The organism is Rahnella sp. PD4 (genome assembly GCF_049199325.1).
Lineage (GTDB): Bacteria > Pseudomonadota > Gammaproteobacteria > Enterobacterales > Enterobacteriaceae > Rahnella > Rahnella perminowiae.
Genome location: NZ_JBLZQF010000014.1, coordinates 46,047 through 71,377 on the forward strand (window position 1 = coordinate 46,047; position 25,331 = coordinate 71,377).

Below are 25,331 nucleotides of genomic sequence, written 5' to 3' on the forward strand. Positions count from 1 at the left end.
GTGGTGATCTGATCCTGATTACGGCCAAAAGTTCGATTTATTCAACAAAGCCGAGCATCTCTTATACTGCATTACGAAGATAGATAAGAGTTCCATAGAAGAGGAAAGTCTGTACTGGGATTTTTTGGGAAGAAAGAACATGCAGTTGAATGATTTTGATTTAACATAATGATGATCATACTAATTTAACTCATTGTTTTAAAGCAATTTATTGTTAGAAAATTGCGTTATCTTATCAATTTAAGTTTTATGCTTTGGCATCAATTATGGTTGATCAGCAACTCTGTCGCCAGGTGTGACGCACTCAGTTCAGCCTGCCTCAGGGCAAAGATAATCTGCTCTTCGGTGAATCGTGACTTTTTCATCGGCACATCCTCCGTTCAGGGAAGTCATTATCATGCCGGAATTCTGTTTCTGAATGGAGCAGGATTTTGGGTCAGGGTCAGGAAGTACTGATGACAGACCAGAAGCATGATAAGTTGTAAATATGATAAATTAATACTAATTGAACGAAGGGTCATTGTGAAACTTCAAGGAGATATGCATGCTTATAAAAAAAATACAGGTCGAGGGTGGTTTTTTACAAGGAGTTGAAGCAGATTTCACTCCAGGTTTGAATGCTGTTATTGGTTCCAGGGGAACAGGGAAATCCTCACTGGTAGAGTTGATTCGATACTGCTTAGGTATAAAACGTTACATTAAAACAAATCAAACTGGAAATGATACTCAGGCTGTACAGATTCTTGAGGATGGTATTGTAACTCTAGTTATAGAGGATAATGGAAATCAGTACGAATTAGTCAGTACAGCATCACGAGTCGCTGAGAAACCTTTGATCACATCAAGATGGCCATTAATTTTCTCTCAGACTGATATCGAAAGTATAGGGTTAGACCCACAAAGTAGGGTGAAACTAATCGATGGGTTCATCAAGGATCGAGACTTATACATTAGTAAGAAAAATAAACTTAAAGACGCTATTAGTATTTCTTGTGAAAAATTGCGAAAGCTTCAGATTGAAGTTGATTCTGAGCAAGAGAATAGTAAAAAAGAAAAGTTATTATTAGACGAGATTACTAAATTACAGTCTATGCAGTCTGGATACAAAAATCTTAACAATCAATTCATCTTAAATAACGATAAATTGAACAGGATGAACAATGAAATATCTTTATATCATGTTGATGAGGAAAGATTGAAAAATGTAAGCGAAGAACTTACTAGTTTAAAGAAACTGCAAGATGAACAGTACTCCATCATTACTGAACTCAATGAAAAACCAACACCTAGATTTTTAGATAAAGCCCTTGCAATGTTTAAAGATAACATTTCTGAAAATATGCTAATGGCCTCGAATACAATCACCCAATTCAAGCAAGTAATTGATGAAACTAGGTCGAACATAATTGAAGCTATTAATAGACTTAATGAGGAATCATTCAGGGTTAGGAGTGAAATAGAAACATTTGTAGCTGGGTCTGGAGATATAAATAGAAAAATAATGAACATAATGACTAGCTTGTCATTAGTACAAGAAGAGCTTAAAAACTCTTCAAAAAGTAAAGAGCGTTTTAATGAGGAAAAAACAAATCTGATAAAAACAGTTGAAGATTTAATCGCTATTGATGAAGGAGTATTTAAGAGGAGAATTGAAATAGTAGATTATCTCAATGACAAGTTGAATAAATCCATAAAAATAAAAGGATTGCACGCAAATAATACGTTTTTATATGCTGATGCCTTCGAACACACTTTCAGGAACTCATCTTCCAACCTAAAATACAAAGATATTTTGGATGATCTAGCATCATCAGTTTCAAAACCGGAACTATTGAATATAGTTTTCAATCAAGACATAGATTCAATTAGCCTTTTTTTAGGAACTTCAAAACAAAGATCACTATCTATAATTTCAGCATTGACCTTTGATTCAATAGCAAAAATACTAATGGCAGATGTCGAAGATACTTTCGAGTTCTTTTTATTAGATAATGGAATTTATAAACCATTTACAAATTTATCGGTTGGGCAAAGATGCACTGTGATATTGCCGATAATATTACAGAATGATAATCAGGTTGTTATACTGGACCAACCAGAAGATCATATAGATAATGCTTTTATAGCAGAAACTTTAATACCATCGATACTGGAATGTGCAAGAACAGGTCAGCTTATTATTATAACTCATAACGCTAACATACCAGTGTTAGGTGCCGCAAATAATATAATTCATTTGGAGTCTGATGGTAAAAGAGGGTATATAAAAGATTCCGGTGAACTTAACAATAAAACTATCATCAGTACTATATCTAGAATTATGGAGGGGGGGCAGCAAGCCTTCAATACAAGAGCAGGGTTTTATTCTAATGAAAAATGATGAAATATTAAATATGTTAAATTCTGTATCACCTAAGCAGCGATATGATGTGGCTAAGTATTTAGCGGGAAATCAATTACCATTGCTAGAAATAAATCTGAGAACTGCTTATGAAAAAGAAACAGTAGGCTACATAAAAAAAACTTTAGATTTAGCAATTTCAAGACTACAGCAGAGCACAGTAAAGAATGAAGTAAATGATGATGAGGTTCCACAAAACCATCAAGTGTCCTACCAAAATGGTATGAATGAAATGGCAAGTATGTTCCTTCACGAATTAGAATCTGTAGTAGGTAGGATTGCATATACTGCAAAAAATGAAATAAAGCCATACGATATATCAGAAACAAAAAAACACATAGAAATGTTAAGGTCAGTCATAGAGGCAATAACTCAAATAAAAGAGGCAAGTAAATCTAAAAATACTGAAGAAGTTAATATTCATGAGTTTATTAATAACTTAATTCACTCGGCATACCCTAATAACCTATCAGAAATAAGACTCTCTGGTAATTTTGGAATAAATTGCATATGTGATAAAAACTTACTTAAACTCGCTATAACTAATGGTATAAGGAACGCCATTGAGTCATGCTTAGAATTTGATAAGGAAACTGAAATAAGTATTTGGTGGGGTGAAACCAATGTAGATTGGTTTATTTCAATAATGGATAATGGCATAGGTATCACCCTGCCAGTTGAGCAGTTGATGAAAAAAAAAGTGACCACTAAGAATAATCATCTTGGATATGGACTTTTGATCATTACAAAGGCGATGGAAAGACTAGATGGTCACTGGACTTTAGAGAATGATGCAGCAGAAGGTGCTAATTTAACATTAAGGTGGAATAAATGATTGAATTCTTATTACTAGAAGATGATCCACAAGAAGCAAAAATTGTTCAAGAAATATTAATCCCTCATCAGGTTAAACATGTAATAAACCTTGAACAGTTATCAGATATATGCCAGGAAGAAGAAAATTTCTTTGATTTTGCTATTTTGGATTTATCCGTACCTAAGAGTTTTAATGAACCTGAACCAAGCGAAGACAACGGCATTGAAGCCTTTAGGCTCTTCAGGAAGAACTTTCCGGGTACTCCTATATTGATATTGACTGGTTCATCCTCTACAGATCATTTCAGAGAGATGATTGGGCAAAGTTTTTCTACTAGAGTTTGGGGAAAAATAGAAATTAAGACTGTTGATTATTTCAAAAAGAATAAATTGGACGACCTCTATGAGGTTATTGATATAATCGTATCAGAAATAAATAGAGTAAATGATATCGAATTATATACAAATCATCCATCTTATAATATCGTTACTGAAAATAAAAAAAACAAAAGAGTTTTTTCCATTATCGCTAATAAGATGAACGGTTTCAAAGTAAATGTTAATCCTATAGGTCCTGGTTACTCTGGTGCAAAAATCCACCTACTAGATATACAGAACGAAAATAATAAAACCTTAAGTAAAGTAATTGTAAAAACTGGTGATTTAGATAAGATTGAAGAGGAATCTCATAACTACGAAAATCATGTGGTCGGAAGATTAGATCATTCTAAATATCCACCTAGAATCGATGTTTCAAGCTTTGGCGCTAAAAATTTAAATTCTATCTATTATAAATTTTTAGAAAGTGAAAAAAATATGTCTTTGTTTGATTATGTCGCATCAGATACTTTTGAAAGCGAGAAGTTAGGATTATGTTTCGATTTAACTAGCGAATGGAGAGACTTTTCTAAAAATGAAATTAAACAAATTTCAGATATCAGAAATATTTTTTTACCGGATGAAACCTTGTCATCATTGGTTAACTTGTTTAATTTAAGTTGGGTCGCCCAGTTTGAGAAAAGAAGAGTGAATTTCAATATGTGTATTAGTCACTGTGATTTTCATGGGGGTAATGTATTCATAAACCCTACTGACAATACTCGTCATATTATTGATTATGGTGATATTAAAATATCTCCTATCGCTTATGATGCTATATGTTTAGAACTTGGTTTTTTCTTTAATAAGGGTTCGAAGGTCTCTGGTTGGTTTATGAATGATTTAATTTATTCATGGGCGAATGATGAAGTATTTTTCTCTGATGCAAAACTTTCCAAACTTAAAGTGATTAGGGATTGGGCTAGAAGAGACATTAATGAAAGAGAATTTCTAGCAACTGCATATTGCTATGTAATAAGGCAGCTTAAATTCCCAGACGTTCAACAAAATAAACTTAAGGAAACGCTGGCTATTCTCAATAGTATTCAACATGAATTTAACAAGCAATGAAGATTCCAATCTTGAAATTCTAGGAATTATTTCCGGTGTTAGTAGTTGGGGTCGTCTCAGAAAACGGAAAATAAAGCACGTTAAGCCGGTGGCAGTGGTCGCAACGGTCTGAACTTGCCTGCGCCGACCTTGGTGCTGCTGCGCCAGAGGTAATCGCCGGTCAGATTGATGTGTTCCCACCCCAGCGGTGACAGGTATTGAAACAGCGTCTCGTCTACCGGTTTGCCGTGCCCGTTCAAAGCATTGGTTGCCCGTTCCAGATAGGCCGTGTTCCACAACACGATGGCCGCCGTCACCAGATTGAGGCCGCTGGCTCGGTAGCGTTGTTGCTCAAAGCTGCGGTCGCGGATTTCACCCAATCGGTAGAAAAAGACAGCCCTGGCCAACGCGTTGCGCGCTTCGCCCTTATTCAGTCCGGCATTAACGCGGCGACGCAGCTCCACGCTTTGCAGCCAATCCAGTATGAACAGCGTGCGCTCAATCCGCCCCAGCTCGCGCAGTGCAACGGCCAGTCCGTTCTGACGCGGATAGCTGCCGAGCTTGCGCAACATCAGCGAGGCCGTCACCGTACCCTGCTTGATCGAGGTCGCGAGCCGCAAGATTTCATCCCAATGGGCGCGTATCTGCTTGATGTTCAGCCGGTCGCTGCTAATCATCGGCTTGAGCGCGTCATAGGCGGTATCGCTCTTTGGGATGAATAGCTTGGTGTCGCCCAGGTCTCGGATACGTGGCGCGAATCGGAAGCCCAGTAGGTGCATCAGGCCGAAGACATGATCGGTAAAGCCCGCTGTGTCGGTGTAGTGCTCCTCGATCCGCAAGTCCGACTCGTGGTACAGCAGGCCATCGAGCACATAGGTTGAATCACGCACGCCGACGTTGACTACCTTGGTGCTGAAGGGCGCGTACTGGTCGGAGATATGGGTATAAAACGTCCGGCCTGGACTGCTTCCATACTTCGGGTTGATATGCCCGGTGCTCTCCGCTTTGCTGCCGGTTCTGAAATTTTGGCCATCCGACGATGACGTGGTGCCATCGCCCCAGTTTCCGGCAAAGGATTGCCGGAACTGCGCGTTGACCAGTTCGGCCAGCGCCGTTGAGTACGTTTCATCCCGGATGTGCCAGGCTTGCAGCCACGACAGCTTGGCGTAAGTCGTGCCTGGGCAGGACTCGGCCATCTTGGTTAGCCCGAGATTGATGCCATCAGCCAGGATCGTCGTCAGCAGCAAGGTTTTGTCCTTGGCCGTGTCGCCGGTCTTCAGATGCGTGAAATGCCGGGTGAAGCCTGTCCACTCATCAACTTCCATCAGCAGTTCGGTAATCTTGACGTGTGGCAGCAGCATCGCCGACTGGTCGATTAGGGCTTGTGCGGTCTCCGGCACCGCCGCGTCCAGCGGCGTGATCTTCAGGCCGGACTCGGTAATGATGGCATCCGGCAGATCATTGGCCGCCGCCATGCGGTTGACGGTGGCAAGCTGCTGTTCCAGCAATGCCAGTCGGTCGTGCAAATACTGATCGCAATCGGTGGCCACTGCCAGCGACAATTCGTTGGCCAGCTTCAGAGTAGCGAACTTCTCGGCCGGCACCAGGTACTCATCAAAGTCCTTGAACTGGCGCGAACCCTGCACCCAGACATCGCCTGATCGCAGCGCGTTCTTTAGCTCTGACAGGGCGCACAGCTCGTAGTAGCGCCGGTCAATGCCATCGTCCGTGAGCACCAGTTTCGCCCAGCGTGGCTTGATGAATGCGGTCGGCGCGTCGGCGGGCACCTTGCGGGCGTTGTCGCTGTTCATGCCGCGAAGCACCTCGATGGCATCGAGTACGCCCTTGGCGGCTGGTGCCGCCCGTAACTTAAGTACGTCCAGGAACTGCGGCGCGTAGCGGCGCAACGTGGCGTAGCTTTCACCGATGCGATGCAGAAAGTCGAAGCTCTCCGGCTGCGCGAGCTTTTGCGCCTCCGTGACGCTGGCGGCGAAGGTATCCCACGGCATTACGGCCTCGATGGCGGCGAACGGATCGCCGCCGCTCTGTTTGGCTTCCAGCAAGGCTTGGCCGATGCGGCCATACATCCGCACCTTGTCATTGATCGCCTTGCCGGAAGCCTGAAACTGCTGCTGATGCTTGTTCTTGGCGGCGTTGAATAGTTTGCCAATGATGCGGTCGTGCAGGTCGATGATTTCGTCGGTGACGGTGGCCATGCCTTCAATGGCCAGCGAAACCAGAGTGGCATAGCGTCGTTGCATCTCGAACTTTGCCAGATCGGCAGGCGTCATCTGCCCACCCTCACGGGCGATCTTGAGCAGGCGGTTCTGGTGAACTTGTCGCTCGATGCCTGCGGGAAGGTCAAGCGCCTGCCAAGCCTTGAGGCGCTCGATGTGTTCAAGCATATGCCGAGAGTTCGGCTTGACGGGCGACTGGCGCAGCCATGCCAGCCACGTCAATTTGCTGCCGTCCTTGCGCTTGAGAAGTTCGTCCAGGCGCTGACGGTGGAGCGATAACAAAGAATCGGTCAACGCCGCGTAAATGCGCCGGTTGGCACGGGTGATGGCCTCGGCGCTCGCGCGCTCGATGGCATTCATGGCGGGCAGGATGATGCTCTGGCGCCGCAGGTTTTCGACAAGGGCGCTGGCCAGCACAATGCCTTTATCGGTCTGCAAGGCCAGCTCGGTCAATGTATGCACGGCTTGCCGGTAGTGACTCATGGTGAAGGGCTTGAACCCGAACACCGTTTGCAGCTCGACCAAGTGCTCCCGCCGCGTCTGCTCGCGCTGGCCGTAATCGTTCCAACTTTCCACCGGCACCTTGAGTTGTGCGGCCACCATGCGCAACAGGGGCGGAAACGGAGGCTCATCGATGCCCAAGAAGATGCCAGGGAATCGCAAGTAGCAAAGCTGCACGGCGAAGCCCAATCGATTCGCAGCGCCGCGACGCTGGCGGATCACCGATAGGTCGGTTTCGTTGAACGTGTAGTGCCGTATCAGTTCGTCTTTGGCATCTGGTAGTGCCAGCAGGCTTTCGCGCTCGGTGGCGGACAGGATTGAGCGGCGCGGCATGATCAGTCTTCCCGCAGGTACTGGTACAAGGTTTCGCGACTGATGCCGAAGTCACGGGCCACCAAGGTTTTTTGATCGCCTGCCGCGACTCGCTGTTTCAACTTGGCAATTTGTTCGCTGTTCAGCGATTTCTTTCGTCCCCGGTAGGCACCGCGCTGCTTGGCCAGCACGATTCCCTCGCGCTGGCGTTCGCGGATCAGTGCGCGCTCGAACTCCGCAAAAGCCCCCATGACCGACAGCATCAAATTGGCCATCGGTGAGTCATCGCCGGTGAACGCCAGCCCTTCTTTGACAAACTCCATCCGCACGCCCCGTTGTGTCAGCCCCTGAACGATGCGGCGCAGGTCATCGAGATTGCGTGCCAACCTGTCCATGCTGTGCACCACCACGGTGTCGCCCTCGCGCACAAAGGCCAGCAGCCTTTCAAGTTCGGGACGTTGCGTGTCCTTGCCGGAAGCCTTATCGGTGAATACCTTACCGACTTCGATTTGCTCCAGTTGCCGATCAGGGTTCTGGTCGAAGCTGCTGACGCGGATATAGCCAATGCGTTGACCTTGCAAGGTGCCTCCAAAGGTAAAAGTGTCAGGATGAAATCTATTACCCTTGGCGGCTTGTGTCAATAAATACAAACTACAACTCTATTCTGACGTGCTTTGCGCCAAGCATCTGACATCAGGTTAGGGTATAGCTTAACCGGACACCTCGGCCTCTGTGCCTTTACTGCTTTTCGGTACAACCGTCAAGAACAGGCAGAGCGCTCCGATAGTTATCGCCACATCAGCGAGGTTGAAGGCGGGCCAGTGCGCAAGTCGCCAATGGAAGTCAAGGAAATCAACAACCTGTCCACGCAGCACACGATCCGCGACATTGCCCAGCGCACCGCCGAGGATCAGGCTGTATCCCATCGCTTCGAGACGGGGCAATTGCTGGCACAGCATGCGTCCCAGCCAAGCAGAAACGACCAGGCCCAGCGTGATGAAAAAGTAACGTTGCCAGCCGCCAGCGTTCGCCAGAAAGCTGAATGCCGCGCCGGGATTCAGGACATGGACGAAGTTGAAGAAGGGCGTGACTTCGACCTGTTCACCGTAGGCAAACGTGCGGGTGATGGCGAACTTTGCGAGCTGATCTGTCATGACAGCACTGGCGGCCACTGCGAACCAGACCCAAGTCGATGTGCGGCGAGCCGATTGCCACACAGGGGCGGCCAGCGGCATCAGCCACCCGGCGAGCGCCGTGCAACTCAATCCAAGTACCCACCCCGCCAGCACATCGGCAGGAAAGTGCATTCCGGCTGCGATGCGTGACCAACCGACCAATGCGGCGTACAACACCAAGCCGATGCGGCCACGACGGCCTATCAAAGGCCAGAGCGCGCCGACCACCAGCGCGGCATAGGTGGCATGCCCGCTGGGCAGGCTGTAGTGTCGTTCGATGCCCCCGATAACGCGCACCATGTCGCCAAAAACGGCAGGCGGGCGTGGAAAGTCGATCCATGGCTTCAAGATGGTGGCGACGAGAAATGCCAACGCAAAGGCCACGCTAAAGACTCTGAGTCTGTACCGGATGGCATCGGCCCGCGTTGGGTCAGGTGCCGACTTTGACCATCCCCACATCGCCAAGAGCATCAGTGGTGCAGTCCAGTAGTTGCCTATCACAAGGTTGAAGAACGATGCCAGCGGTTCCAGCGCTGCAGGTGTGCTCATGTTGATGGCTTGGAACAACGCGATGTTCAGACCACCCCAGTCGTAGAGAAAGAATTTCCAGCTCATTTGCGCAACAGCCTCAAGCCATTGCCAACGACGAGCAAGCTGGCCCCCATATCAGCAAACACCGCCATCCACATGGTCGCTTGACCCGTGAAGGTCAGCACCAGAAATACTGCCTTGATGCCAAGGGCCAGCACAATGTTTTGCATCAGCACCTGCGCCGTCGCACGCGACAGGCGCACGAAGGTCGGAATCTTGCCCAGGTTGTCGTCCATCAGGGCCACGTCAGCGGTCTCGATGGCGGTATCTGTGCCAGCCGCTCCCATGGCAAAGCCGATGTCCGCACGCGCCAAGGCCGGGGCATCGTTGATGCCATCACCGACCATGCCGACCTTGCCCTTTATGGCCAGTAGCTCAACTTCGCGCAGTTTGTCGTCTGGGAGCAGATTGCCTTGCGCACGGTCGATCCCGGCTTGTGCGGCAATGGCCTGTGCCGTGTGGGGGTTGTCGCCGGTCAGCATCATGGTGTTGATGCCCAGTGCATGAAGCTCGGCAATGGCGCTCCTGCTGCTTTCCTTGATGGTGTCCGCTACGGCAAATAAGGCATGAACCCCTTTTGCGCTGACCAACATCACGACAGTTTTACCCATGGTTTCCAGCGCCGCGATGCGCTGTTCCAGCTCGGGAGTACGCTGCCCCAGCTCTTCTAGCATCCGCTGGTTGCCAAGATGGTAGGTTTCACCGTTGATTTGGCCCTGCACACCCCGACCGGGCAGCGCGTTGAATTCGGCCACGTCGAGCAAGGCAACCCCGTCCGTCTGCGCGGCCTGTGCCACCGCCTTGGATACAGGATGGTCCGAGCGGGCCGCCAGACTGGCAGCGATGCTGCGGCTGTCCGAGGCGAGTGCATTGCCCCATGTGACAAAGTCGGTCTGTGCGGGCTTGCCGTGCGTGATCGTGCCGGTCTTGTCCAGAGCCAGCCAGCGCAGCTTGCGGCCTTCTTCCAGATAGACGCCACCTTTGATGAGAATGCCGTGGCGGGCGGCGGCGGCCAGGCCGCTGACGATGCTGACCGGTGTAGAGATCACCAGTGCGCACGGGCAGGCGACCACCAGCAGAACCAATGCACGGTAGATCCAGTCGAGCCATGCCGCACCCATGAACAGCGGCGGCAACAACGCGACGGCGATGGCAACGCCGAATACAACGGGGGTGTACCAGCGGGCGAACTGATCGACAAAACGCTGAGTCGGCGCACGACTACCTTGCGCAGCCTCTACCGCGTGAATGATCCGGGCCAAAGTGGAGTTGTTGGCCAAGGCGGTGACGCGGTACTCGAACGAGCCGGATTCGTTGATCGTGCCAGCGAACACCGAATCACCGGGGGATTTTTCGACCGGGAGGCTTTCACCCGTGATCGGGGCTTGGTTGACGGCAGAGCGGCCTTCCAGCACCTCACCATCAAGGGCGATGCGCTCACCTGGTTTGACCCGGACGCGGGCGCCGATGGTGATTTGCTTGGCGCCCACCTCGCGCCATGTGCCGTCAGCCTGCTGTACCGTGGCCTGTTCCGGGGTCAGGTCGAGCAGGCCACGGATAGCGTTACGAGCGCGATCCAGCGATTTGGCTTCGATTACCTCGGCCAGCGCGAACAGTACCATCACCATTGCCGCTTCGGGCCAGTGGCCGATCAACATGGCACCCGTGACCGCAATCGACATGAGGGCGTTCATGTTGAGATTACGGTTCTTGAGCGCAATCCACCCCTTCTTGTAGGTGGAGAGGCCACCCGTGAAGACCGCGACAAGCGCCAGAACGACAACCGACCAGTGATTGCCGTTGTGGAGCCAGTAGACCGCCTCGGCCGCCGATGCAGTGACCAAGGAGATGCCCAGCGGCCACCAGTTGGTCGGCGTGGTCACAGGGGCGGCGGATGGAGATGCGACCTCTGCCGTGTCCACGACCTGCGCCTCGAATCCAAGCGCTTGCAGTGCCACGAGCACGTCTGGCAGAACCTGGTTCGCATGGCGTACCGACAGCGTGCGCTGCATCAGGTTGAAATCGAGATCAGCAACACCGGCCACGGTGCCGAGCTTGTTGCGGATCAACGTCTCTTCGGTCGGGCAATCCATCTTGGCAATGGACAGCTTGGTCGTCTGCTCGGCCGACGCCTGATCCATGCGCACAGCTTGCATGCCGATGGCCTTCAGCGCCTGCTCGACGGGAGACAACGAAGGCAATTCGTGTCGCACGGCCAAGGTACGTTGCATCAGGTTGAATTCAAGACCCGCCACCCCCGCCAGACCGGCCAGTTTGCTTCGGATCAGCGCCTCTTCGGTCGGGCAATCCATGTTCTCGATGCGGTACACCGCTTGAGCCGATCCGGTTGCCAGCGGGGCCGGTGCCGTGGGTTGGATGATCGGCTCAGTCGTGCAGCCACACCCCTTTGAAGCGCATTCGCTCATGAGTAACTCCTGAAAATCTTCTATTCAGCCTCCATTAAAATCTCTATAGTCACTATAGAGTCAAGTGATAATTGGAGATTGATGCATGGAAATCAGAATTGGCGACCTCGCCAAGCGCTCTGGGTGCGAGGTCGTGACCATCCGCTACTACGAGAAGGAAGGGCTACTGCCGAAGCCAGCGCGAAGCGGTGGCAACTTCCGGCTGTACGGTGAGGCGCACATTGAGCGCTTGCAATTCATCCGTCATTGCCGTTCGCTCGACATGACGTTGAGCGAGATTCGCGCATTGCTGGGTCTGCGAGACAACCCGATGCAGGACTGTGGGGAGGTCAACACGCTGCTGGAGGCCCATATTCAACAGGTGGAAATGCGTGTGTCCGCGCTGTTGCAGTTAAAACGGCACTTGGTTGATTTGCGCGAGAAGTGTTCTGGCTCTCGATCTGTAGAGGCGTGCGGCATTTTGCAAGGGTTGGGCAATTGCAATTGCCATGGTGAAAGTGCCACGAACAGTCAAACATCTGGGTAAGTAAGGGCTTAGCGTGCTTTATTTTCCGTTTTCTGAGGCGACCCCAGATAGAATGGGAAAGTGCTCCATTCTTAGTATTCGATCCTGCACGCCGAAAATGACTGACAAATTCCCTGGAAGCGTCGCCGTGGGCGACGTGGCCGAACGCGCGGCCCAACTTGAAATAGCCTGTTCACGGTGCGACCGGCGCGGGCGCATGAGTTTGCGAAAACTCGTCGCGACCTATGGGGCTGATTTTCCGATGACTGGTCTAGGTGCTGCTGTCGCGGCGGATTGTCCGCGTAGGAACGAAGCTGCGCAAGGCCACCGTTGTGACGTCTTTTATCCGGGTTTGCCCGCAATCATGGGTTTTATTAAGACCCCGCTTCAACCGCCTGAAGGGGACGATGACTTTTGAACCCGATGCCATCGCTCGCTATAGGAGTTGCGAGTAATCCTGGCCGCCATAGAACACCCCCAAAATCGCTACAGTGTCAGTATTCACTGTGAACGCGATCACGGCCCGACCTCGATAGTTCGTAATCCGCAGCCCTTCCCGTATGTCATCGCGCACGACGCCTCGCACGGGGAAAGTCGCCATGCTCTCGCAATAGACAATGATTGCTTCTACGTATGCGCCGGCCGCCACGGGCGAACCGGCCGCCTCAATGTAACTTTGCAGGGCGTCGAGCTGGTCCAGCGCACGCGGTGAAAAAACGACGCGATGCGTCATTCATTATTCCCGCGCGCCAGGCGCTTTGCCTTGAGGGCCGCCCGCATTTGGTGGGCCGTCAAGGCGCTGCCAGGGTTTTCCTTTAACTCGTCATATGCCGGCGCGACCTCTTCGCGTAACCAGGCGTCCACCGCGCGATCCCGCGCAGCGAGCGTGCGCAGACCGTCGCGGATAACTTCACTTTCCGTAGCATATTCGCCGGCTGCGACCTTGCTTTTTACGAGGTCGGCCATCTCATTAGGAAGGGTGATACTAAACTGCTGTGTTGAGCGCATGCGGTGCCTCCACCTCGGATGGTAGGATTAAATCCTACTCTCTCTCAACAGGAAAAGCCACCATGCACCGGGACGGTTAATTTTTCGTTTTTCCCACGGCCCTCTCAACATGACGCGACAGCGGGCGAAACAGTCCAACTATGTCTAATTTACGGGTCGAACCCCAATGAATTACGTGTACAGAAAACGACCGGTTTTCGGCCAAAAGGGTCATTCAGGTGCAATCAAGCGAATGTCCGTTGTTCGCTTCATTGCACCTGCGCCACCGTTACGTTTACGTCTCTGTGAACGGCAGTAGCAATGGAGTCGACCCCTTGATAGGCAACGCTACTACTTCCGAGTAGTCTCATTGGCGTTAAGATCTAGCGCTTCTTCTAGCCTCAGCGTTGTCAGGTAGGAAGCAGATCAATTCAGCGCAGGAACTGTGGCACGCCTACAAAAGCATCTTCATCGATAAAGCAAATGCGACGATGACCATCAGTGCTTTGATTAACCGTCGTCCACTCTTTACGACTAAGCGGGCACCGATATGGCCACCTATGAATTGCCCAATCAGCATCGCTGCACCCACTTTCCAAAGAATATCTCCCTTAATGATGAAAAATAAAAGTGCTGCGAGATTGCTTGCGAAATTTAATAACTTTGCATACGCGGTGGCCTTGATCAAGTTGTACCCCAACAACAGCGTAAATCCGAGGCAAAAAAAAGTACCACTTCCAGGGCCAAAGAATCCATCGTAAAATCCAATTGACGGAGCGAACGTTGCTGCGAAAACGATAGTGGACAATTTCTCCTTTTTATCTATTTTCCCAATCTCTGGCGAGAAAATGAAATACAAAGAAAATCCCAACAATAAAAGAGGAATGAGATAAGAGAGAAACGCGCTGTTCACCTTCGTTAGCGCTAATCCTCCAAGGAGCGCTCCAATAAACGTCATTGGTACCGTGGCGGTCGCTTTCCGAAGGTCTATTTCGCCGATTTGGATAAAGTGAAGTGTCGACGCAAACGTTCCAGCCACGCCCCCTAGTTTGTTCGTGGCGATTGCAATAGCAGGGTTGATACCCGCTGCCAGCATAACGGGAATCGTGATTAAACCTCCGCCACCAGCGATTGCGTCGACACATCCGGCGACGATGGCGACCAAGAAAAAAAGCAAAATGAGCTGGAGCGAGATTTCCATTTACGATCCTGAAGTTGAGCATCTAGCATTGGGGATAGGTTGGTGCGCCCAGGCTTCCTGCGGGCAATGAAGTCTCGAAGTCAACTTGTCCTCAACAGCGATAGGATCGCGCATAATCCTATATTTATCCTTACACAGAAGTATGCTATCTGTTATGGAACAGCAAATTGGGCGTTTGGGTAGCATTATCAACGTCGAGCGTGGTTCTGATGCGTTGATGTCAATTTGATAGGGGCGATATGCCTGACCAAAGTAGTACGTTCCGGTACAAGACGATTGCGGCCGCAATTAGAAGACTTATCGAAGAGGGAGGTTCGCGTGGGCGCATAAAGCTTCCGTCGGTGAGGCGTCTGGCGCGTGATTACGGAGTAAGCCCGACAACGGCCTTGCAGGCATTGCGGATGTTAGAAAGTGAAAGGCTCGTTGAATCAACGCCGCGGTCCGGTTACTTCACTATTGAACCCATCGGTCAGACGTCGAGTATCGATAAGATGGGACAGGCTGGATCAAAGATGCTGCTTGATGGAGCTGGAGGCCTTAGTGCGGCGGTTTTAAGGGTATCGGGACGCTTCGAACTTGACATGGCGAACGGCGCTCCCGAGTTCTATCCAGCGCAAAAACTAGGCGTACTTATGCGCCAGATCATTCACCGGAATCCACAACTTTTAAGTCACCATGCGCGCGGCACGGGATACGAGCCACTAAAAGCGCAAATAATCAATCGGGGACTAGAGTATGGAAGCAAGATCCGATCGGATGAGTTGCTCATCACCAGCGGGTGCATCGAGTCGCTAGATCTCGCACTGCGGGCTACGACCGCGCCTGGGGACACGGTCGTGATTCAATCCCCCACTTACTACCTGGCGCTGCAAATGCTTAAGCAAATGCATCTTAACATTATCGAAATTCCTACTACGGAAAACGGAATAGATATAAGTTACCTTGAGATGATTATACGTCGCGAGCCGGTCAAGGCAGGTTTATTCACCGCCAACTTCAATAATCCGACCGGGAAAACATTTTCCGAAAAGGTAAAATTTGATTTAGTCAAACTTTTTCAGCATAACAATATTCCGCTGATAGAGGACGATATATATGGGGACGTGCATTTCGACCGAGCTCGCCCAAGGCCTCTGCGAGCGTACTCTGACAGTGTTATCTTATGCAGCAGTTTTTCTAAAACGTTGGCGCCAGGCCTGCGAGTTGGTTGGGTCGCCGGCGCGCAATGGTTTGAGCGCATTGCTTCTAGGAAATCTCTCACATCAAAGTTCACTGCGTTATACCCGCAAGCGGTAATTGCAGAGTTTATCCGCTCAGGCGGATACGATAATCACTTGCGAAAGTTGCGTGAGAAGATGCTGTTCAATGTTCGGTCGATGGGGGCTGCCATTTTGGAAAGCTTTCCTCAGGGCACATCAGTGAGCGCCCCAACTGGCGGGTTTGTCTTATGGATCGGCTTGCCCCTTGGTTGCGCCGAGTCACAAACTGTCTTTGAAAGAGCCGCGTCTGAGGGTATCGGCATAGCTCCAGGAGGTCTGTTTTCGTTAGATGGTTCATTCTCAACTTACATACGCTTAAACGCTGGCGTGGGATGGACTCCCGAAACAAATCTAGTGATAAAGCGCTTAGCTAGCTTGGTACTAGCCTAACCGGTGACACGCTAGCTCAGAAAGACTCCCCGCGGCAGGCCCTATCAGTCAGAAACGATATTGATATATGCCCCCCATTTGAGGCTGTTTAGGGAACTATAGAACTAGCGTATATTCCTGGATGTGCTTGGCCCATGCGGTTTCGAGATCGATTGGATTGTATCGTTTCTTTTATAGAAATATTAGACGAGGCAGATTATGAGTGATTCTGTTCTGGTGAACGGGTTTAAACGGCAGCATGATGATGTTGATGTTTTGTTGCCAGGAAGTAAGTCGATCTCGCTAAGGTGTTTATTGATTGCCGCGTTAGCCGATGGCGAGTCGACCTTGCGTGAGGTGGCGAAATGCGATGACATAGATGAAATGACGACGGCCCTTCGCGCCTTGGGATGTGATATCGAGAGTGTTGAGGATACTTATTATATAAAAGGAAATGGCGGCCACTTTCGAAAGGGCGAAGCTTCTCTGATTTTAGGGCTAAGCGGTACGTCAGCGAGATTTCTGATCGCGACCGCGATGCTGCGGTCTGATCTTACTATCATCGATGGTTTGCCTCCATTGCGCGTCCGGCCGAATCGCGAGCTTATTTCCGCTATTCAAAGATTGGGGGCGGAAGTAAATCCGAAAGATGCTATCGGGCTGCCCGTACAAATCATTGGTGCACCTGACACACCGATTGTTGAAATATCCATGAATGGCAACTTTTCCAGTCAGTATTTTTCTGCTTTAATGATCATTGCTCCACTGCTAAAGAACGGCCTATATATTAAGGTGATTGGCGACCTAGTAAGCAGACCGTACATTGCGATCACAATTGATCAAATGGGGAAATTCGGTGTTGATGTGAAATCGCAATCCGATTCTGCATTCCATGTTGGCTATAAACCATACATACCAACCGATATGACGGTCGAAGGGGATGCATCTGCGGCGTCGTATTTTTCCGCGATTGCGTTGTTGCATGGGATAAAAATAACGTTAAGAAATTTAGGTAACTCTACAAAACAAGGTGACTATAAATTTTTAGATGTCTGCGAGCGTCTAGGCGCGGACATTGATAGGCAAACAAATTTTACCGTCATCTCCGGACCAAAAAGTGGCATGCGGAGCATTGGCGAGCCGATCGATATGGAGTCGATGCCGGATGTCGCCCCCACTTTGATGGCAATAGCCCCATTCGTACCTGGGGGTCTTCATTTAACTGGGCTATCCACCTTGAGAATTAAAGAGTGTGATCGACTGGGTATCCCCGCAGGATATCTCAAGAGGTTGGGGGTGGATATCGTAGAAGGGAGTGATTACATCAAGGTAGGTGAGTGGCTATGCAACCCGGAAACGCCCGTTTCGCTAGAGACACATCACGACCACAGAATTGCAATGAGTTTCGCGATATTGGCATCTAAGGTCGGAAACATAAAAATATTAGATAAGAGTTGCGTCCGGAAGACTTACCCGAATTTTTGGAGGGAGATGCGTAGGATCGGCGTGAAAATTTCAGAGTGAGGTGCAGGGAATTACTCGTATTGAGGAATTTCGACCTCATTCTATAAGCGATAAAGAGCGGGAGGAACTCTTCGATGTTAGCCCACCTCCTCGCTAAATGCTTCCAGCAGATGGCCGATAACGTGGCCGAATTCGATCGGCCCCGAGATAAGTGCTGCTTTACCTATTTGGTCGCTCTATTCAAACAGGCACGGAGTCGATACGCGACCCTTCACTCGGCGGCTTTCGGTCAACGACCGCTTTCGAGCAAGCTTCCGTCATTGGAAACCTGACTGCTGAACGGCAGTTATGGCCGACAAGCAGCCGGCCGCCCCTCCAAAATCGAGTGTTCAATAAACGACCGTTTTTTCGGCCAAACAATCATTTTCATCCGGAAAGTGACCGTCCGAATAAAGTCACAAAGCAAAGCATGGTTCCGCCTAGCTAAATTGTCGGCTCGCCTGCCTCGACGGCGGCAGCCGCATTGAGATAAGCGACTGCCAGAGCCGCAGGCCATGAGAGATAATTTGCATCCCAATAACTAATTAAGATCGAGACATGAAGAAGGCGTTTTTACTGTTGACAATCGCAGTTTTAGGCATTGCGACATCAGCGCAGGCCCACACGATATGCACCGTTGTTGGCGACGCCAACAGCGGCAAAATCCTCTTGGAGCAAGGCAACTGTTCCTCGCGTACGACGCCAGCATCGACTTTCAAGATAGCCATCAGCCTAATGGGATACGACTCTGGGTATTTGAAAGACGCACATGCCCCGACGTTACAGTTTCGCGACGGATATCCTGATTGGGGAGGCGAGGCTTGGAAGCAGCCAACTGACCCAACGCGTTGGATTAAATACTCTGTAGTCTGGTTTTCCCAACAAGTTACGACATCGTTAGGCATGGAGCGCTTTGCCGACTACACCCGCAAATTTAGCTTCGGAAATACTGACGTGAAGGGCGATAAGCATCACCCTGACGGCCTGACCCACGCATGGATCGACTCATCCTTGAAGATTAGTCCGTTGGAACAAGTGGCGTTTTTGACGAAACTGATCAACCGCAAGTTGCCTGTTAGCGAACACGCTTTCGCTATGACCGAACAAATAACGGAAGTGGCCGCGCTTGACGATGGTTGGGACATTCATGGAAAAACCGGCACAGGATTTCCCTCGAACGCGGATGGGTCAGATGACGAAACTCGTGGTTGGGGCTGGTTTGTTGGTTGGGCGAGAAAGGACGGCAAAGCTCTTGTCTTTGCCCGACTAATACAGGACGACGGAATTGCGCAAAAAGAGCCGGTCGGATTGCGCGCACGAGACGCCTTCCTGTCGGAATTTTCAAGTGAAATTGCCCCCCTCAGCCCTATTAAACACTAAGGGAACAACTGAGCTTCTCTGTATACGAGCAATACTCCTACCGGGACGGCTCGCCCTCCCATGCCCATTCATAAATACGTCTTGGGTAGGGTGACCGCTGCGGCCCGGTAGGCCCGATTATCCATCCAAAATTGCAGTGTTCAATAAACGACCGAATTAGATGACCTCGGCCACCCGAACTATCAACAGCGCCGCTGGAATAAGCATCAGTTGGGCAAGGATAGTTCCGACGACACGCGCACCAATCAGTGTTGTAACGGCTCGGCGGAAACGATTTTCTGTCACTCGACCTTCTATCACATCGTCTGTCATAACCGACATTTGTGGGTCAATGATAACTGTTAAGAAGATCGTGGCAATGCCATTGATGACCGACGATAGATTGGCACAGGTGACACGTAGCTCTGGCTTTAAAAACCCTGCGTAAAGGGAGGCAAAGACGCCTATTGTCCAAAGTGCCATTGCAAAGACATTTAAGACGATAACTTTCCACGAAACCCCTGACCCCGTTGTTAATTGAGTTACGTTTCTCCGGACTGGAAGGCTCGCCCCATTTCGTATGTATGAGATACCGCCTCGACTGAAAGCATGAAGGGCAAGGCGGGGAATCGACCGATGAATTTGAAAGTGGAGCACCGCACGGCTGAAATACCGTTGAAATGTCGGTATCAGCACGGCCCCTACAATGGTCGCTATCGTCGCTGTAAGCAGGAAAATCCGAAAGTCGCCTAGCATGCCATTGTCTATATGGTGCGCCAGGTCCGTTTCGACCCGTTTCGCGAGAAATGGCCCTTGAAGCGAATTTGCGGTACGGGACACCAGGGCTACAATTCCAAAGAGCGCGAATGAGACGGCAATACGTCGCGTCCGGACACCAGCAATACGGACGGCATAGGCTAAGGTTGCAATGACGTGGATAACAAACGTCAAACCGCAAATGATAAGTAGCTGCAAGTCCATGGCCTAGGCCCCTAGTGGCGAACGGCCAGTCTACTCGACTCCTCGGAAAACAAATATGAATTGACTGTCCATAAAACGACCGTTTATTGAACACTCGCCATAACGGGCAAATCAGGGACAAATCCCATTGGCAATGTGTTCAGAAAGTCGTACATTTAATTGTGTTCAATAAAGCTGTTCATTAACGGGGCAAGTGCATGGAAAGCCGACGCAATACGATGACAACGTTAGTGATATCGGTAGGGTTTGAGCCACAAACTCTAGGAACCAATGATGAATAAGATGACGGACGCGGAGCGCAGTGCATTGGATCGGTTAATAGCACACGCAAAAAGTGATACCGGGCAAAGTAGGCGCGTTGCTGATTTTCTATTAGCTTGGTGGAACCCGTCACAGTGCGGCGGGTTTGATATCACGACCGCATGGGGCCTAGATGAAGAGATTGCGGCGGACTGCGTGACCGTGTTTGCGCTTGCTGTGCGTTGCGCCTCGTATCCCGACGCCTTAGGTTACGGACCCCAATTTGAAGTGATCGTACGCGAATGGCGTCCGGAACTCTTGACCCAATGAAGTGCGCCGAGGACGTCGGATGGCACTGTTGCAAAGTTAGCGATGAGGCAGCCTTTTGTCTTATTCAAAGGCCTTACATTTCAAAAACTCTGCTTACCAGGCGCATTTCGCCCAGGGGATCACCATAATAAAATGCTGAGGCCTGGCCTTTGCGTAGTGCACGCATCACCTCAATCCCAGGGGGGAAGTGCTCTTTAGTTCAGCGCAGGGGGCGGCACTACGCCCGGCCGTGAATTCAGCAGATTTTAGCGAGCACAGCCGCGCACGGGATGTCTTTCTCTGGACGGTAGAGGATCCTGCGAGACCGATGGATACCGGATCAGAAATGAAGATGGAAACATACCGGATTATCGCCTCCTCTGGCCAGGCGATATTTCAGGGCAAACAGCAGAACTATGTCATGCTGACTGGCCTCTCCATTAATTTCCATCTCCATTACCTCGATGCGCTGAAAAAAAATCTGATTGCGATCGCCGTTGTAATAAGTCTGCTGATTGTTCTTATTATTCGCATCGCGGTCCGCCAGGGACATCTTCCCCTGCGTAATGTCAGCAATGCTATTAAAAACATCACCTCCGAGAATCTTGATGCGCGGCTGGAACCGACACGCGTTCCCATTGAGCTGGAGCAGCTGGTTATCTCGTTCAATCACATGATTGGAAAGATTGAGGATGTTTTTACCCGCCAGGCCAATTTCTCTGCCGATATCGCGCACGAGATCAGAACCCCCATCACCAATCTGGTGACGCAGACTGAGATCGCACTGAGTAAGGACCGAACGCAGAAGGAGCTCGAGGATGTCCTCTATTCCAGTCTTGAAGAGTATAACCGGATGACTAAAATGGTCAGCGACATGCTTTTCCTGGCGCAGGCGGACAATAATCAGCTGATACCTGACAGGGTTCGGTTTGATCTCAGAGTGGAAGTCATGAAAGTCTTCGAGTTTTTCGAAGCCTGGGCCGAAGAACGCAATATCACGCTCAAATTTAACGGGATGCCCTGTCTGGTTGAAGGTGATCCACAAATGTTCAGAAGAGCGATCAATAATCTGCTTTCCAATGCCCTGCGTTATACCCCGGAAGGACAGGCAATCACCGTCTCAATAAGAGAGCAAGAGAGCTTTTTTGACCTTGTGATTGAAAATCCAGGGAAACCGATCCCTGAAGAACATTTATCAAGGCTGTTTGACCGTTTTTATCGGGTGGATCCATCCAGACAACGAAAAGGAGAAGGCAGCGGCATCGGCCTTGCGATTGTGAAGTCAATCGTGGAAGCACATCACGGAAGAGTGCAGGTGGAATCAGACGTACGCTCCACGCGTTTTATCTTATCCGTGCCCAGACTGGAGAAAATGATCCCGGAAACCCAATGCTGAAAATAAAGATGTAAATGACAAAGATGTCATTAGCCTGTCATGCAGCAAACAGAAGCCATTCGATATAATTAGTGCAACTTATCAGGAAGGCTGGATTGCTTCATCAATACCCGGCGTCAGAGTACGCCAGGAAATGAATATCCAGCCCTCTTCCGGAGAAATAAACGCTGCCGAACTTGTTTCAGTTATGGAACTGAAAACACCGGTTGTACTTCCCCGGACATCACTAATTCAGAAATGGAGAGTTATCATGAAAAATATCGTATTAGCATCTTTGCTGGGCTTTGGTTTAATTTCATCGGCCTGGGCCACTGAAACCGTGAATATCCATGATCGCGTCAACAATGCACAGGCTCCTGCTCACCAGATGCAGTCTGCTGCGGCTCCTGTCGGGATCCAGGGGACTGCTCCTCGTATGACCGGTATGGACCAGCATGAACAGGCCATTATTGCTCATGAAACCATGACGAACGGCTCGGCGGATGCGCACCAGAAAATGGTGGAAAGTCATCAGAAGATGATGGGAAATAACACGGTATCCACGACCGTCCCGTCAACGTCTTACGCGGCGATGAATGAGCATGAAAGAGCAGCGGTTGCCCATGAATTCATGAATAACGGGCAATCCGGCCCACATCAGGCCATGGCCGAAGCGCACCGCCGCATGATCAATGCAGGCTGAATGCGACGGTAGTATCCGTGCTGTTACCTTTTCCCTGATAGATTATTCCTTTACCGGATTTGTTGCTTCTTTTTGCCCCCGCCAGGGGGCTTTTTTAACTGACTCAGCTACAATTTACCGGTACCTACCTGAAAGGAATTTTTATATGAAAATCAGAAACAGCCTTTTTGTTATATTAATGTTATCCCTGCCCGCCATTTCCGCCGAACATTCGGACATGAAAATGTCTGATATGTCCTCATCGGTATCGTCACAGGAATATATGGCAGGCATGAAAGACATGCATGCCAAAATGATGGCCGCCGTTAATGAGTCCGATCCCGACAAGGCGTTTGCAAAAGGTATGGTTGCTCACCATGAAGGGGCAATCGCCATGGCTGAGACCGAACTTAAATACGGAAAAGATCCCGAAATGAGAAAGCTTGCGCAGGACATCATAAAAGCTCAGAAAGGTGAAATTGAGCACATGAATAAATGGCTCGACAGCCAAAAATAATATTTGTATTACCGCTTCTGTAAGCGTATTTTTACATCACTCCCGAGATCGGGACCCTGTTAAACGTAAAATAATGAAACTCCGATTAATTTCGGGGTTTCATTTTAATATTAAAGCAACATCAGATTCCGACTGTGATTCTAAGCATCCTTTATTAGTTTTGCATACGCGAATAACGGTCATTCTTGATACACCTGCCAGTCGCGCCGTTTCATTTATGGATTTACCGTTATGTAGCCGTAAAGTTGTTATTAACTCGTGTTTTGCCATATCAGGTTGCCGTCCGGCATATTTCCCTTCCTGTCTGGCTTTTTCTACACCTTCTTTCTGTCGTCGGCGACGATCCTCATAATCTTTACGAGCGATAGCGGCCAACATATCGAGCATCATACAATTGACAGCCCTAAGCATACTTCGTGTAAAGTTGTCTGAAGCCGCATGAGTAAGAGCTATATGACTGGTTGGAAGGTCAAGACTGATAACTGACAAGTCCTTCTCAAGCATTCTACGCTTCAGTGTGTCCCAGTCTTCATCGCTAAGACGCGACAACCTATCGACCTGCTCTATCAATATCACATCCCCTGACTCCATATCAGAAAGCATACGGGTAAGCTCAGGACGGTCAAGCGAGGCTCCAGAGGCATTCTCAACATACCAACCGGCAATACGTTGTCCATGATGAGTTGCAAATTCCTTCAGCCTGTTTTTTGCGCGAAGAGCGTCTTGCTCAATTGTAGATGCCCGAAGATAAGCATAAATGTACATTTTCTCACCACTGGTAACTTTTAAATGGTAACAATTATAGGGGTACCTTTTAAATGGTATCATAACAGGATTTTCGAATTTAGTTAGATAGTATCATTAAGGGATACTTATATATCACTATTGTTTGAATAGTTACTAAGATTAAAGTAACTACCATTACGGTATCAAAATGAGTTCTTTTTGGGATGTTGTAATTCTTTTTTGTTTTTGTAATTCTCTTATTGATTTATCAATAAAATGACAATATTGTATTTCAATGTTTCTAAGCTAGTGAATAACTCCCATAGGGTTCCTTATGAATGAACGTATTTCCATACCTGATAACGGGACCGAACATACGATTGCGGTTTCGGTCAAAGGGGTAAGAGCCTCAGTCAGCCAAGCACTCGAAGAAGTCTCGGCCAGTAGAGGAACAAATAAATCTGCCCTGATGCGTGAGCTGATAAACGGTCCGATGAGCAGTATCATTAAAGTGTTCTGCTTGAAAAGTCCTCTGGTTACCTCATTAGATCAGGAGCTTGCAGCTATTTCCAATTGCACAATGGTGTCTGCATGGTATGACAATGGAGCAAGTACACTAGCTGACCGTGCTTATGTAGGCATTCTTAATATAAATAATGAGAATGATTTACGTGACATTCTGTTGCGTAATACTCCTTATTTGCGGATTCGTGCCCAGCAGGCTTTGGTACCAAGTGTACCCATGCTGTATGGTGTTTCCTTATATTTTGCCCTGTTTACGGAAATAGCAGGCCGTGATGATGCAACAATTGAAGCTGCTTGGGCTGATATATTTAGTCGATGGGGAACTTGGTATCGACGTCAGGATTACTATCGTCAGATTAACGAGATCCGTGCGGCCATGAATCGTACGGACGCTACCTTTCTTACCGAGGCACACGCTGAAGGTTACTATAGCCGTGTAGCGATATTCCGCCCTGATGGGTACGGTTATGGTGCCTTTCAGGTAACTATGATTTTAGATCAGTCTAGAACTGCAACGCTACCAGAAGAACTTTTCAGTAAACTAGCATTTCCTTTCTTCACTGGCCGGATCATGTCTCCAGACATGGGATTTGGCGAAGCCACTTGGCATAATAATAACTGGACTCTAGGATTTAGTTTTCGAGAGGGGACTTGCGCACTGCATCTTTACTCTTGTGGTGTAGCGGAACATGAAAACCCCGTGTCGCTGAGTGAAGTGGCTCGAGGATTGGCGGATTTAGTGGACGAGAAGGTGCGGGGATGGATCGGAGGGTCTGCGCGTTAGTTATTTTAAAGGAAAAGCCGCCCTAGACGGCGGCTTTGATAAAATATGGCTCAGAACCTCCCCGGGATAGAACCACAGACAGAAGGGAGAGCCGTTTTTTTCGGTGGCACCCGCTGTTGACA

20 protein-coding genes and 2 pseudogenes are annotated in these 25,331 nt (G+C 49.2%); 12 read left to right on the forward strand and 10 right to left on the reverse strand.

Translation table 11 applies throughout. The annotated features are described in order from the left end of the window. Positions 1–544: 544 nt before the first annotated feature. From ACOZIO_RS23255 to ACOZIO_RS23265, 3 genes are read left to right on the forward strand one after another with little or no spacing between them, the layout of a single operon-like run. Positions 545–2,380, forward strand: a complete 1,836-nt coding sequence (locus ACOZIO_RS23255) for an AAA family ATPase (protein ID WP_223510431.1) — start codon at positions 545–547, stop codon at positions 2,378–2,380. Beyond that, a complete protein-coding gene (locus tag ACOZIO_RS23260) occupies positions 2,370–3,236 on the forward strand; it encodes a sensor histidine kinase (RefSeq protein WP_223510432.1) in 867 nt (288 codons plus the stop codon). The genes ACOZIO_RS23255 and ACOZIO_RS23260 overlap by 11 nt, the downstream gene beginning before the upstream one ends. Beyond that, on the forward strand, positions 3,233–4,666 hold the full coding sequence (locus tag ACOZIO_RS23265) for a phosphotransferase (protein ID WP_421589569.1): 1,434 nt from the start codon (positions 3,233–3,235) through the stop codon (positions 4,664–4,666). Before ACOZIO_RS23260 ends, ACOZIO_RS23265 begins: the two co-directional genes overlap by 4 nt. An 80-nt stretch (positions 4,667–4,746) precedes the next feature. Here ACOZIO_RS23265 and ACOZIO_RS23270 read toward each other — a convergent pair whose 3' ends face one another. The 4 genes from ACOZIO_RS23270 to ACOZIO_RS23285 form a co-directional block, all read right to left on the reverse strand. After that, positions 4,747–7,716, reverse strand: coding sequence for a Tn3 family transposase (locus ACOZIO_RS23270; RefSeq protein WP_050110602.1), 2,970 nt, complete (start codon positions 7,714–7,716; stop codon positions 4,747–4,749). A 2-nt stretch (positions 7,717–7,718) separates the two neighbouring features. After that, positions 7,719–8,276 (reverse strand): recombinase family protein, encoded by a 558-nt coding sequence (locus ACOZIO_RS23275; RefSeq protein WP_004213590.1) that lies wholly within the window; start codon positions 8,274–8,276, stop codon positions 7,719–7,721. A 129-nt stretch (positions 8,277–8,405) separates the two neighbouring features. Beyond that, positions 8,406–9,485: a signal peptidase II gene (gene lspA / locus ACOZIO_RS23280; protein WP_050136658.1), complete on the reverse strand. Its 1,080-nt coding sequence runs from the start codon at positions 9,483–9,485 to the stop codon at positions 8,406–8,408. After that, positions 9,482–11,887 carry a heavy metal translocating P-type ATPase gene (locus ACOZIO_RS23285; RefSeq protein WP_011638891.1) on the reverse strand — a complete coding sequence of 802 codons (2,406 nt, stop codon included), beginning with the start codon at positions 11,885–11,887 and terminating at the stop codon, positions 9,482–9,484. Before ACOZIO_RS23285 ends, lspA begins: the two co-directional genes overlap by 4 nt. An 85-nt stretch (positions 11,888–11,972) precedes the next feature. Here ACOZIO_RS23285 and cadR point away from each other — a divergent pair, with 85 nt between their 5' ends. Further along, on the forward strand, positions 11,973–12,413 hold the full coding sequence (gene cadR, locus ACOZIO_RS23290; RefSeq protein WP_003804130.1) for a Cd(II)/Pb(II)-responsive transcriptional regulator: 441 nt from the start codon (positions 11,973–11,975) through the stop codon (positions 12,411–12,413). A 415-nt stretch (positions 12,414–12,828) separates the two neighbouring features. On the opposite strand, the gene ACOZIO_RS23295 is transcribed toward cadR, so the two are convergent. The 3 genes from ACOZIO_RS23295 to ACOZIO_RS23305 all read right to left on the reverse strand — a co-directional run bounded on the left by ACOZIO_RS23295 (position 12,829) and on the right by ACOZIO_RS23305 (position 14,580). Next, positions 12,829–13,125, reverse strand: coding sequence for a type II toxin-antitoxin system RelE/ParE family toxin (locus ACOZIO_RS23295; RefSeq protein ID WP_421589571.1), 297 nt, complete (start codon positions 13,123–13,125; stop codon positions 12,829–12,831). Then, the gene (locus tag ACOZIO_RS23300) at positions 13,122–13,400 is read right to left on the reverse strand and encodes a ribbon-helix-helix domain-containing protein (RefSeq protein ID WP_421589572.1); all 279 of its coding nucleotides are present in this window, start codon (positions 13,398–13,400) and stop codon (positions 13,122–13,124) included. The genes ACOZIO_RS23295 and ACOZIO_RS23300 overlap by 4 nt, the downstream gene beginning before the upstream one ends. Before the next feature lie 433 nt (positions 13,401–13,833). Next, complete coding sequence (locus ACOZIO_RS23305) at positions 13,834–14,580, reverse strand: TSUP family transporter (protein WP_421589573.1); 747 nt, start codon at positions 14,578–14,580, stop codon at positions 13,834–13,836. Between the two features lie 239 nt (positions 14,581–14,819). On the opposite strand from ACOZIO_RS23305, the gene ACOZIO_RS23310 reads away from it, so the two are divergent. The 3 genes from ACOZIO_RS23310 to blaOXA all read left to right on the forward strand — a co-directional run bounded on the left by ACOZIO_RS23310 (position 14,820) and on the right by blaOXA (position 19,091). After that, on the forward strand, positions 14,820–16,229 hold the full coding sequence (locus ACOZIO_RS23310) for a PLP-dependent aminotransferase family protein (protein WP_421589574.1): 1,410 nt from the start codon (positions 14,820–14,822) through the stop codon (positions 16,227–16,229). A gap of 198 nt (positions 16,230–16,427) precedes the next feature. Continuing rightward, positions 16,428–17,732 (forward strand): 3-phosphoshikimate 1-carboxyvinyltransferase, encoded by a 1,305-nt coding sequence (gene aroA, locus ACOZIO_RS23315; protein WP_421589575.1) that lies wholly within the window; start codon positions 16,428–16,430, stop codon positions 17,730–17,732. 537 nt (positions 17,733–18,269) lie between these two features. Continuing rightward, positions 18,270–19,091 (forward strand): class D beta-lactamase, encoded by an 822-nt coding sequence (gene blaOXA, locus ACOZIO_RS23320; protein ID WP_421589576.1) that lies wholly within the window; start codon positions 18,270–18,272, stop codon positions 19,089–19,091. A gap of 156 nt (positions 19,092–19,247) precedes the next feature. Here blaOXA and ACOZIO_RS23325 read toward each other — a convergent pair whose 3' ends face one another. After that, entirely contained in the window at positions 19,248–20,051 is an 804-nt protein-coding gene (locus ACOZIO_RS23325) for a lipid II flippase Amj family protein (protein ID WP_421589577.1), read from the reverse strand. A gap of 282 nt (positions 20,052–20,333) precedes the next feature. On the opposite strand from ACOZIO_RS23325, the gene ACOZIO_RS23330 reads away from it, so the two are divergent. After that, positions 20,334–20,621: a DUF7673 family protein gene (locus ACOZIO_RS23330; RefSeq protein ID WP_421589581.1), complete on the forward strand. Its 288-nt coding sequence runs from the start codon at positions 20,334–20,336 to the stop codon at positions 20,619–20,621. Positions 20,622–20,694: 73 nt separating this feature from the next. On the opposite strand, the pseudogene ACOZIO_RS23335 reads toward ACOZIO_RS23330, so the two are convergent. Next, positions 20,695–20,799 (reverse strand): annotated as a pseudogene (locus ACOZIO_RS23335) (IS6 family transposase); the annotation flags it as partial. On the opposite strand from ACOZIO_RS23335, the pseudogene silS reads away from it, so the two are divergent. The 3 genes and pseudogenes from silS to copM form a co-directional block, all read left to right on the forward strand. Next, positions 20,791–21,996: pseudogene (gene silS / locus ACOZIO_RS23340) on the forward strand (copper/silver sensor histidine kinase SilS); the annotation flags it as partial. The pseudogenes ACOZIO_RS23335 and silS overlap by 9 nt on opposite strands. A 250-nt stretch (positions 21,997–22,246) precedes the next feature. Then, on the forward strand, positions 22,247–22,678 hold the full coding sequence (gene silE, locus ACOZIO_RS23345) for a silver-binding protein SilE (protein WP_000790483.1): 432 nt from the start codon (positions 22,247–22,249) through the stop codon (positions 22,676–22,678). 145 nt (positions 22,679–22,823) lie between these two features. Continuing rightward, positions 22,824–23,174: a CopM family metallochaperone gene (copM, locus tag ACOZIO_RS23350; RefSeq protein ID WP_112197749.1), complete on the forward strand. Its 351-nt coding sequence runs from the start codon at positions 22,824–22,826 to the stop codon at positions 23,172–23,174. 99 nt (positions 23,175–23,273) lie between these two features. Here copM and ACOZIO_RS23355 read toward each other — a convergent pair whose 3' ends face one another. Then, positions 23,274–23,939, reverse strand: coding sequence for a recombinase family protein (locus tag ACOZIO_RS23355; RefSeq protein ID WP_039187491.1), 666 nt, complete (start codon positions 23,937–23,939; stop codon positions 23,274–23,276). Positions 23,940–24,234: 295 nt separating this feature from the next. On the opposite strand from ACOZIO_RS23355, the gene ACOZIO_RS23360 reads away from it, so the two are divergent. Next, positions 24,235–25,209, forward strand: a complete 975-nt coding sequence (locus tag ACOZIO_RS23360; protein ID WP_198670066.1) for a hypothetical protein — start codon at positions 24,235–24,237, stop codon at positions 25,207–25,209. The last annotated feature ends 122 nt before the right edge of the window (positions 25,210–25,331 follow it).

What these genes read in the sequence shown, in the direction of transcription:
- ACOZIO_RS23255 (WP_223510431.1), top strand. Translation starts at nt 545, where the DNA reads ATGCTTATAAAAAAAATACAGGTCGAGGGTGGTTTTTTACAAGGAGTT.
- ACOZIO_RS23260 (WP_223510432.1), top strand. Translation starts at nt 2,370, where the DNA reads ATGAAAAATGATGAAATATTAAATATGTTAAATTCTGTATCACCTAAG.
- ACOZIO_RS23265 (WP_421589569.1), top strand. Translation starts at nt 3,233, where the DNA reads ATGATTGAATTCTTATTACTAGAAGATGATCCACAAGAAGCAAAAATT.
- ACOZIO_RS23270 (WP_050110602.1), bottom strand. Translation starts at nt 7,716, where the DNA reads ATGCCGCGCCGCTCAATCCTGTCCGCCACCGAGCGCGAAAGCCTGCTG.
- lspA (WP_050136658.1), bottom strand. Translation starts at nt 9,485, where the DNA reads ATGAGCTGGAAATTCTTTCTCTACGACTGGGGTGGTCTGAACATCGCG.
- ACOZIO_RS23285 (WP_011638891.1), bottom strand. Translation starts at nt 11,887, where the DNA reads ATGAGCGAATGCGCTTCAAAGGGGTGTGGCTGCACGACTGAGCCGATC.
- cadR (WP_003804130.1), top strand. Translation starts at nt 11,973, where the DNA reads ATGGAAATCAGAATTGGCGACCTCGCCAAGCGCTCTGGGTGCGAGGTC.
- ACOZIO_RS23295 (WP_421589571.1), bottom strand. Translation starts at nt 13,125, where the DNA reads ATGACGCATCGCGTCGTTTTTTCACCGCGTGCGCTGGACCAGCTCGAC.
- ACOZIO_RS23300 (WP_421589572.1), bottom strand. Translation starts at nt 13,400, where the DNA reads ATGCGCTCAACACAGCAGTTTAGTATCACCCTTCCTAATGAGATGGCC.
- ACOZIO_RS23305 (WP_421589573.1), bottom strand. Translation starts at nt 14,580, where the DNA reads ATGGAAATCTCGCTCCAGCTCATTTTGCTTTTTTTCTTGGTCGCCATC.
- ACOZIO_RS23310 (WP_421589574.1), top strand. Translation starts at nt 14,820, where the DNA reads ATGCCTGACCAAAGTAGTACGTTCCGGTACAAGACGATTGCGGCCGCA.
- aroA (WP_421589575.1), top strand. Translation starts at nt 16,428, where the DNA reads ATGAGTGATTCTGTTCTGGTGAACGGGTTTAAACGGCAGCATGATGAT.
- blaOXA (WP_421589576.1), top strand. Translation starts at nt 18,270, where the DNA reads ATGAAGAAGGCGTTTTTACTGTTGACAATCGCAGTTTTAGGCATTGCG.
- ACOZIO_RS23325 (WP_421589577.1), bottom strand. Translation starts at nt 20,051, where the DNA reads ATGGACTTGCAGCTACTTATCATTTGCGGTTTGACGTTTGTTATCCAC.
- ACOZIO_RS23330 (WP_421589581.1), top strand. Translation starts at nt 20,334, where the DNA reads ATGACGGACGCGGAGCGCAGTGCATTGGATCGGTTAATAGCACACGCA.
- silE (WP_000790483.1), top strand. Translation starts at nt 22,247, where the DNA reads ATGAAAAATATCGTATTAGCATCTTTGCTGGGCTTTGGTTTAATTTCA.
- copM (WP_112197749.1), top strand. Translation starts at nt 22,824, where the DNA reads ATGAAAATCAGAAACAGCCTTTTTGTTATATTAATGTTATCCCTGCCC.
- ACOZIO_RS23355 (WP_039187491.1), bottom strand. Translation starts at nt 23,939, where the DNA reads ATGTACATTTATGCTTATCTTCGGGCATCTACAATTGAGCAAGACGCT.
- ACOZIO_RS23360 (WP_198670066.1), top strand. Translation starts at nt 24,235, where the DNA reads ATGAATGAACGTATTTCCATACCTGATAACGGGACCGAACATACGATT.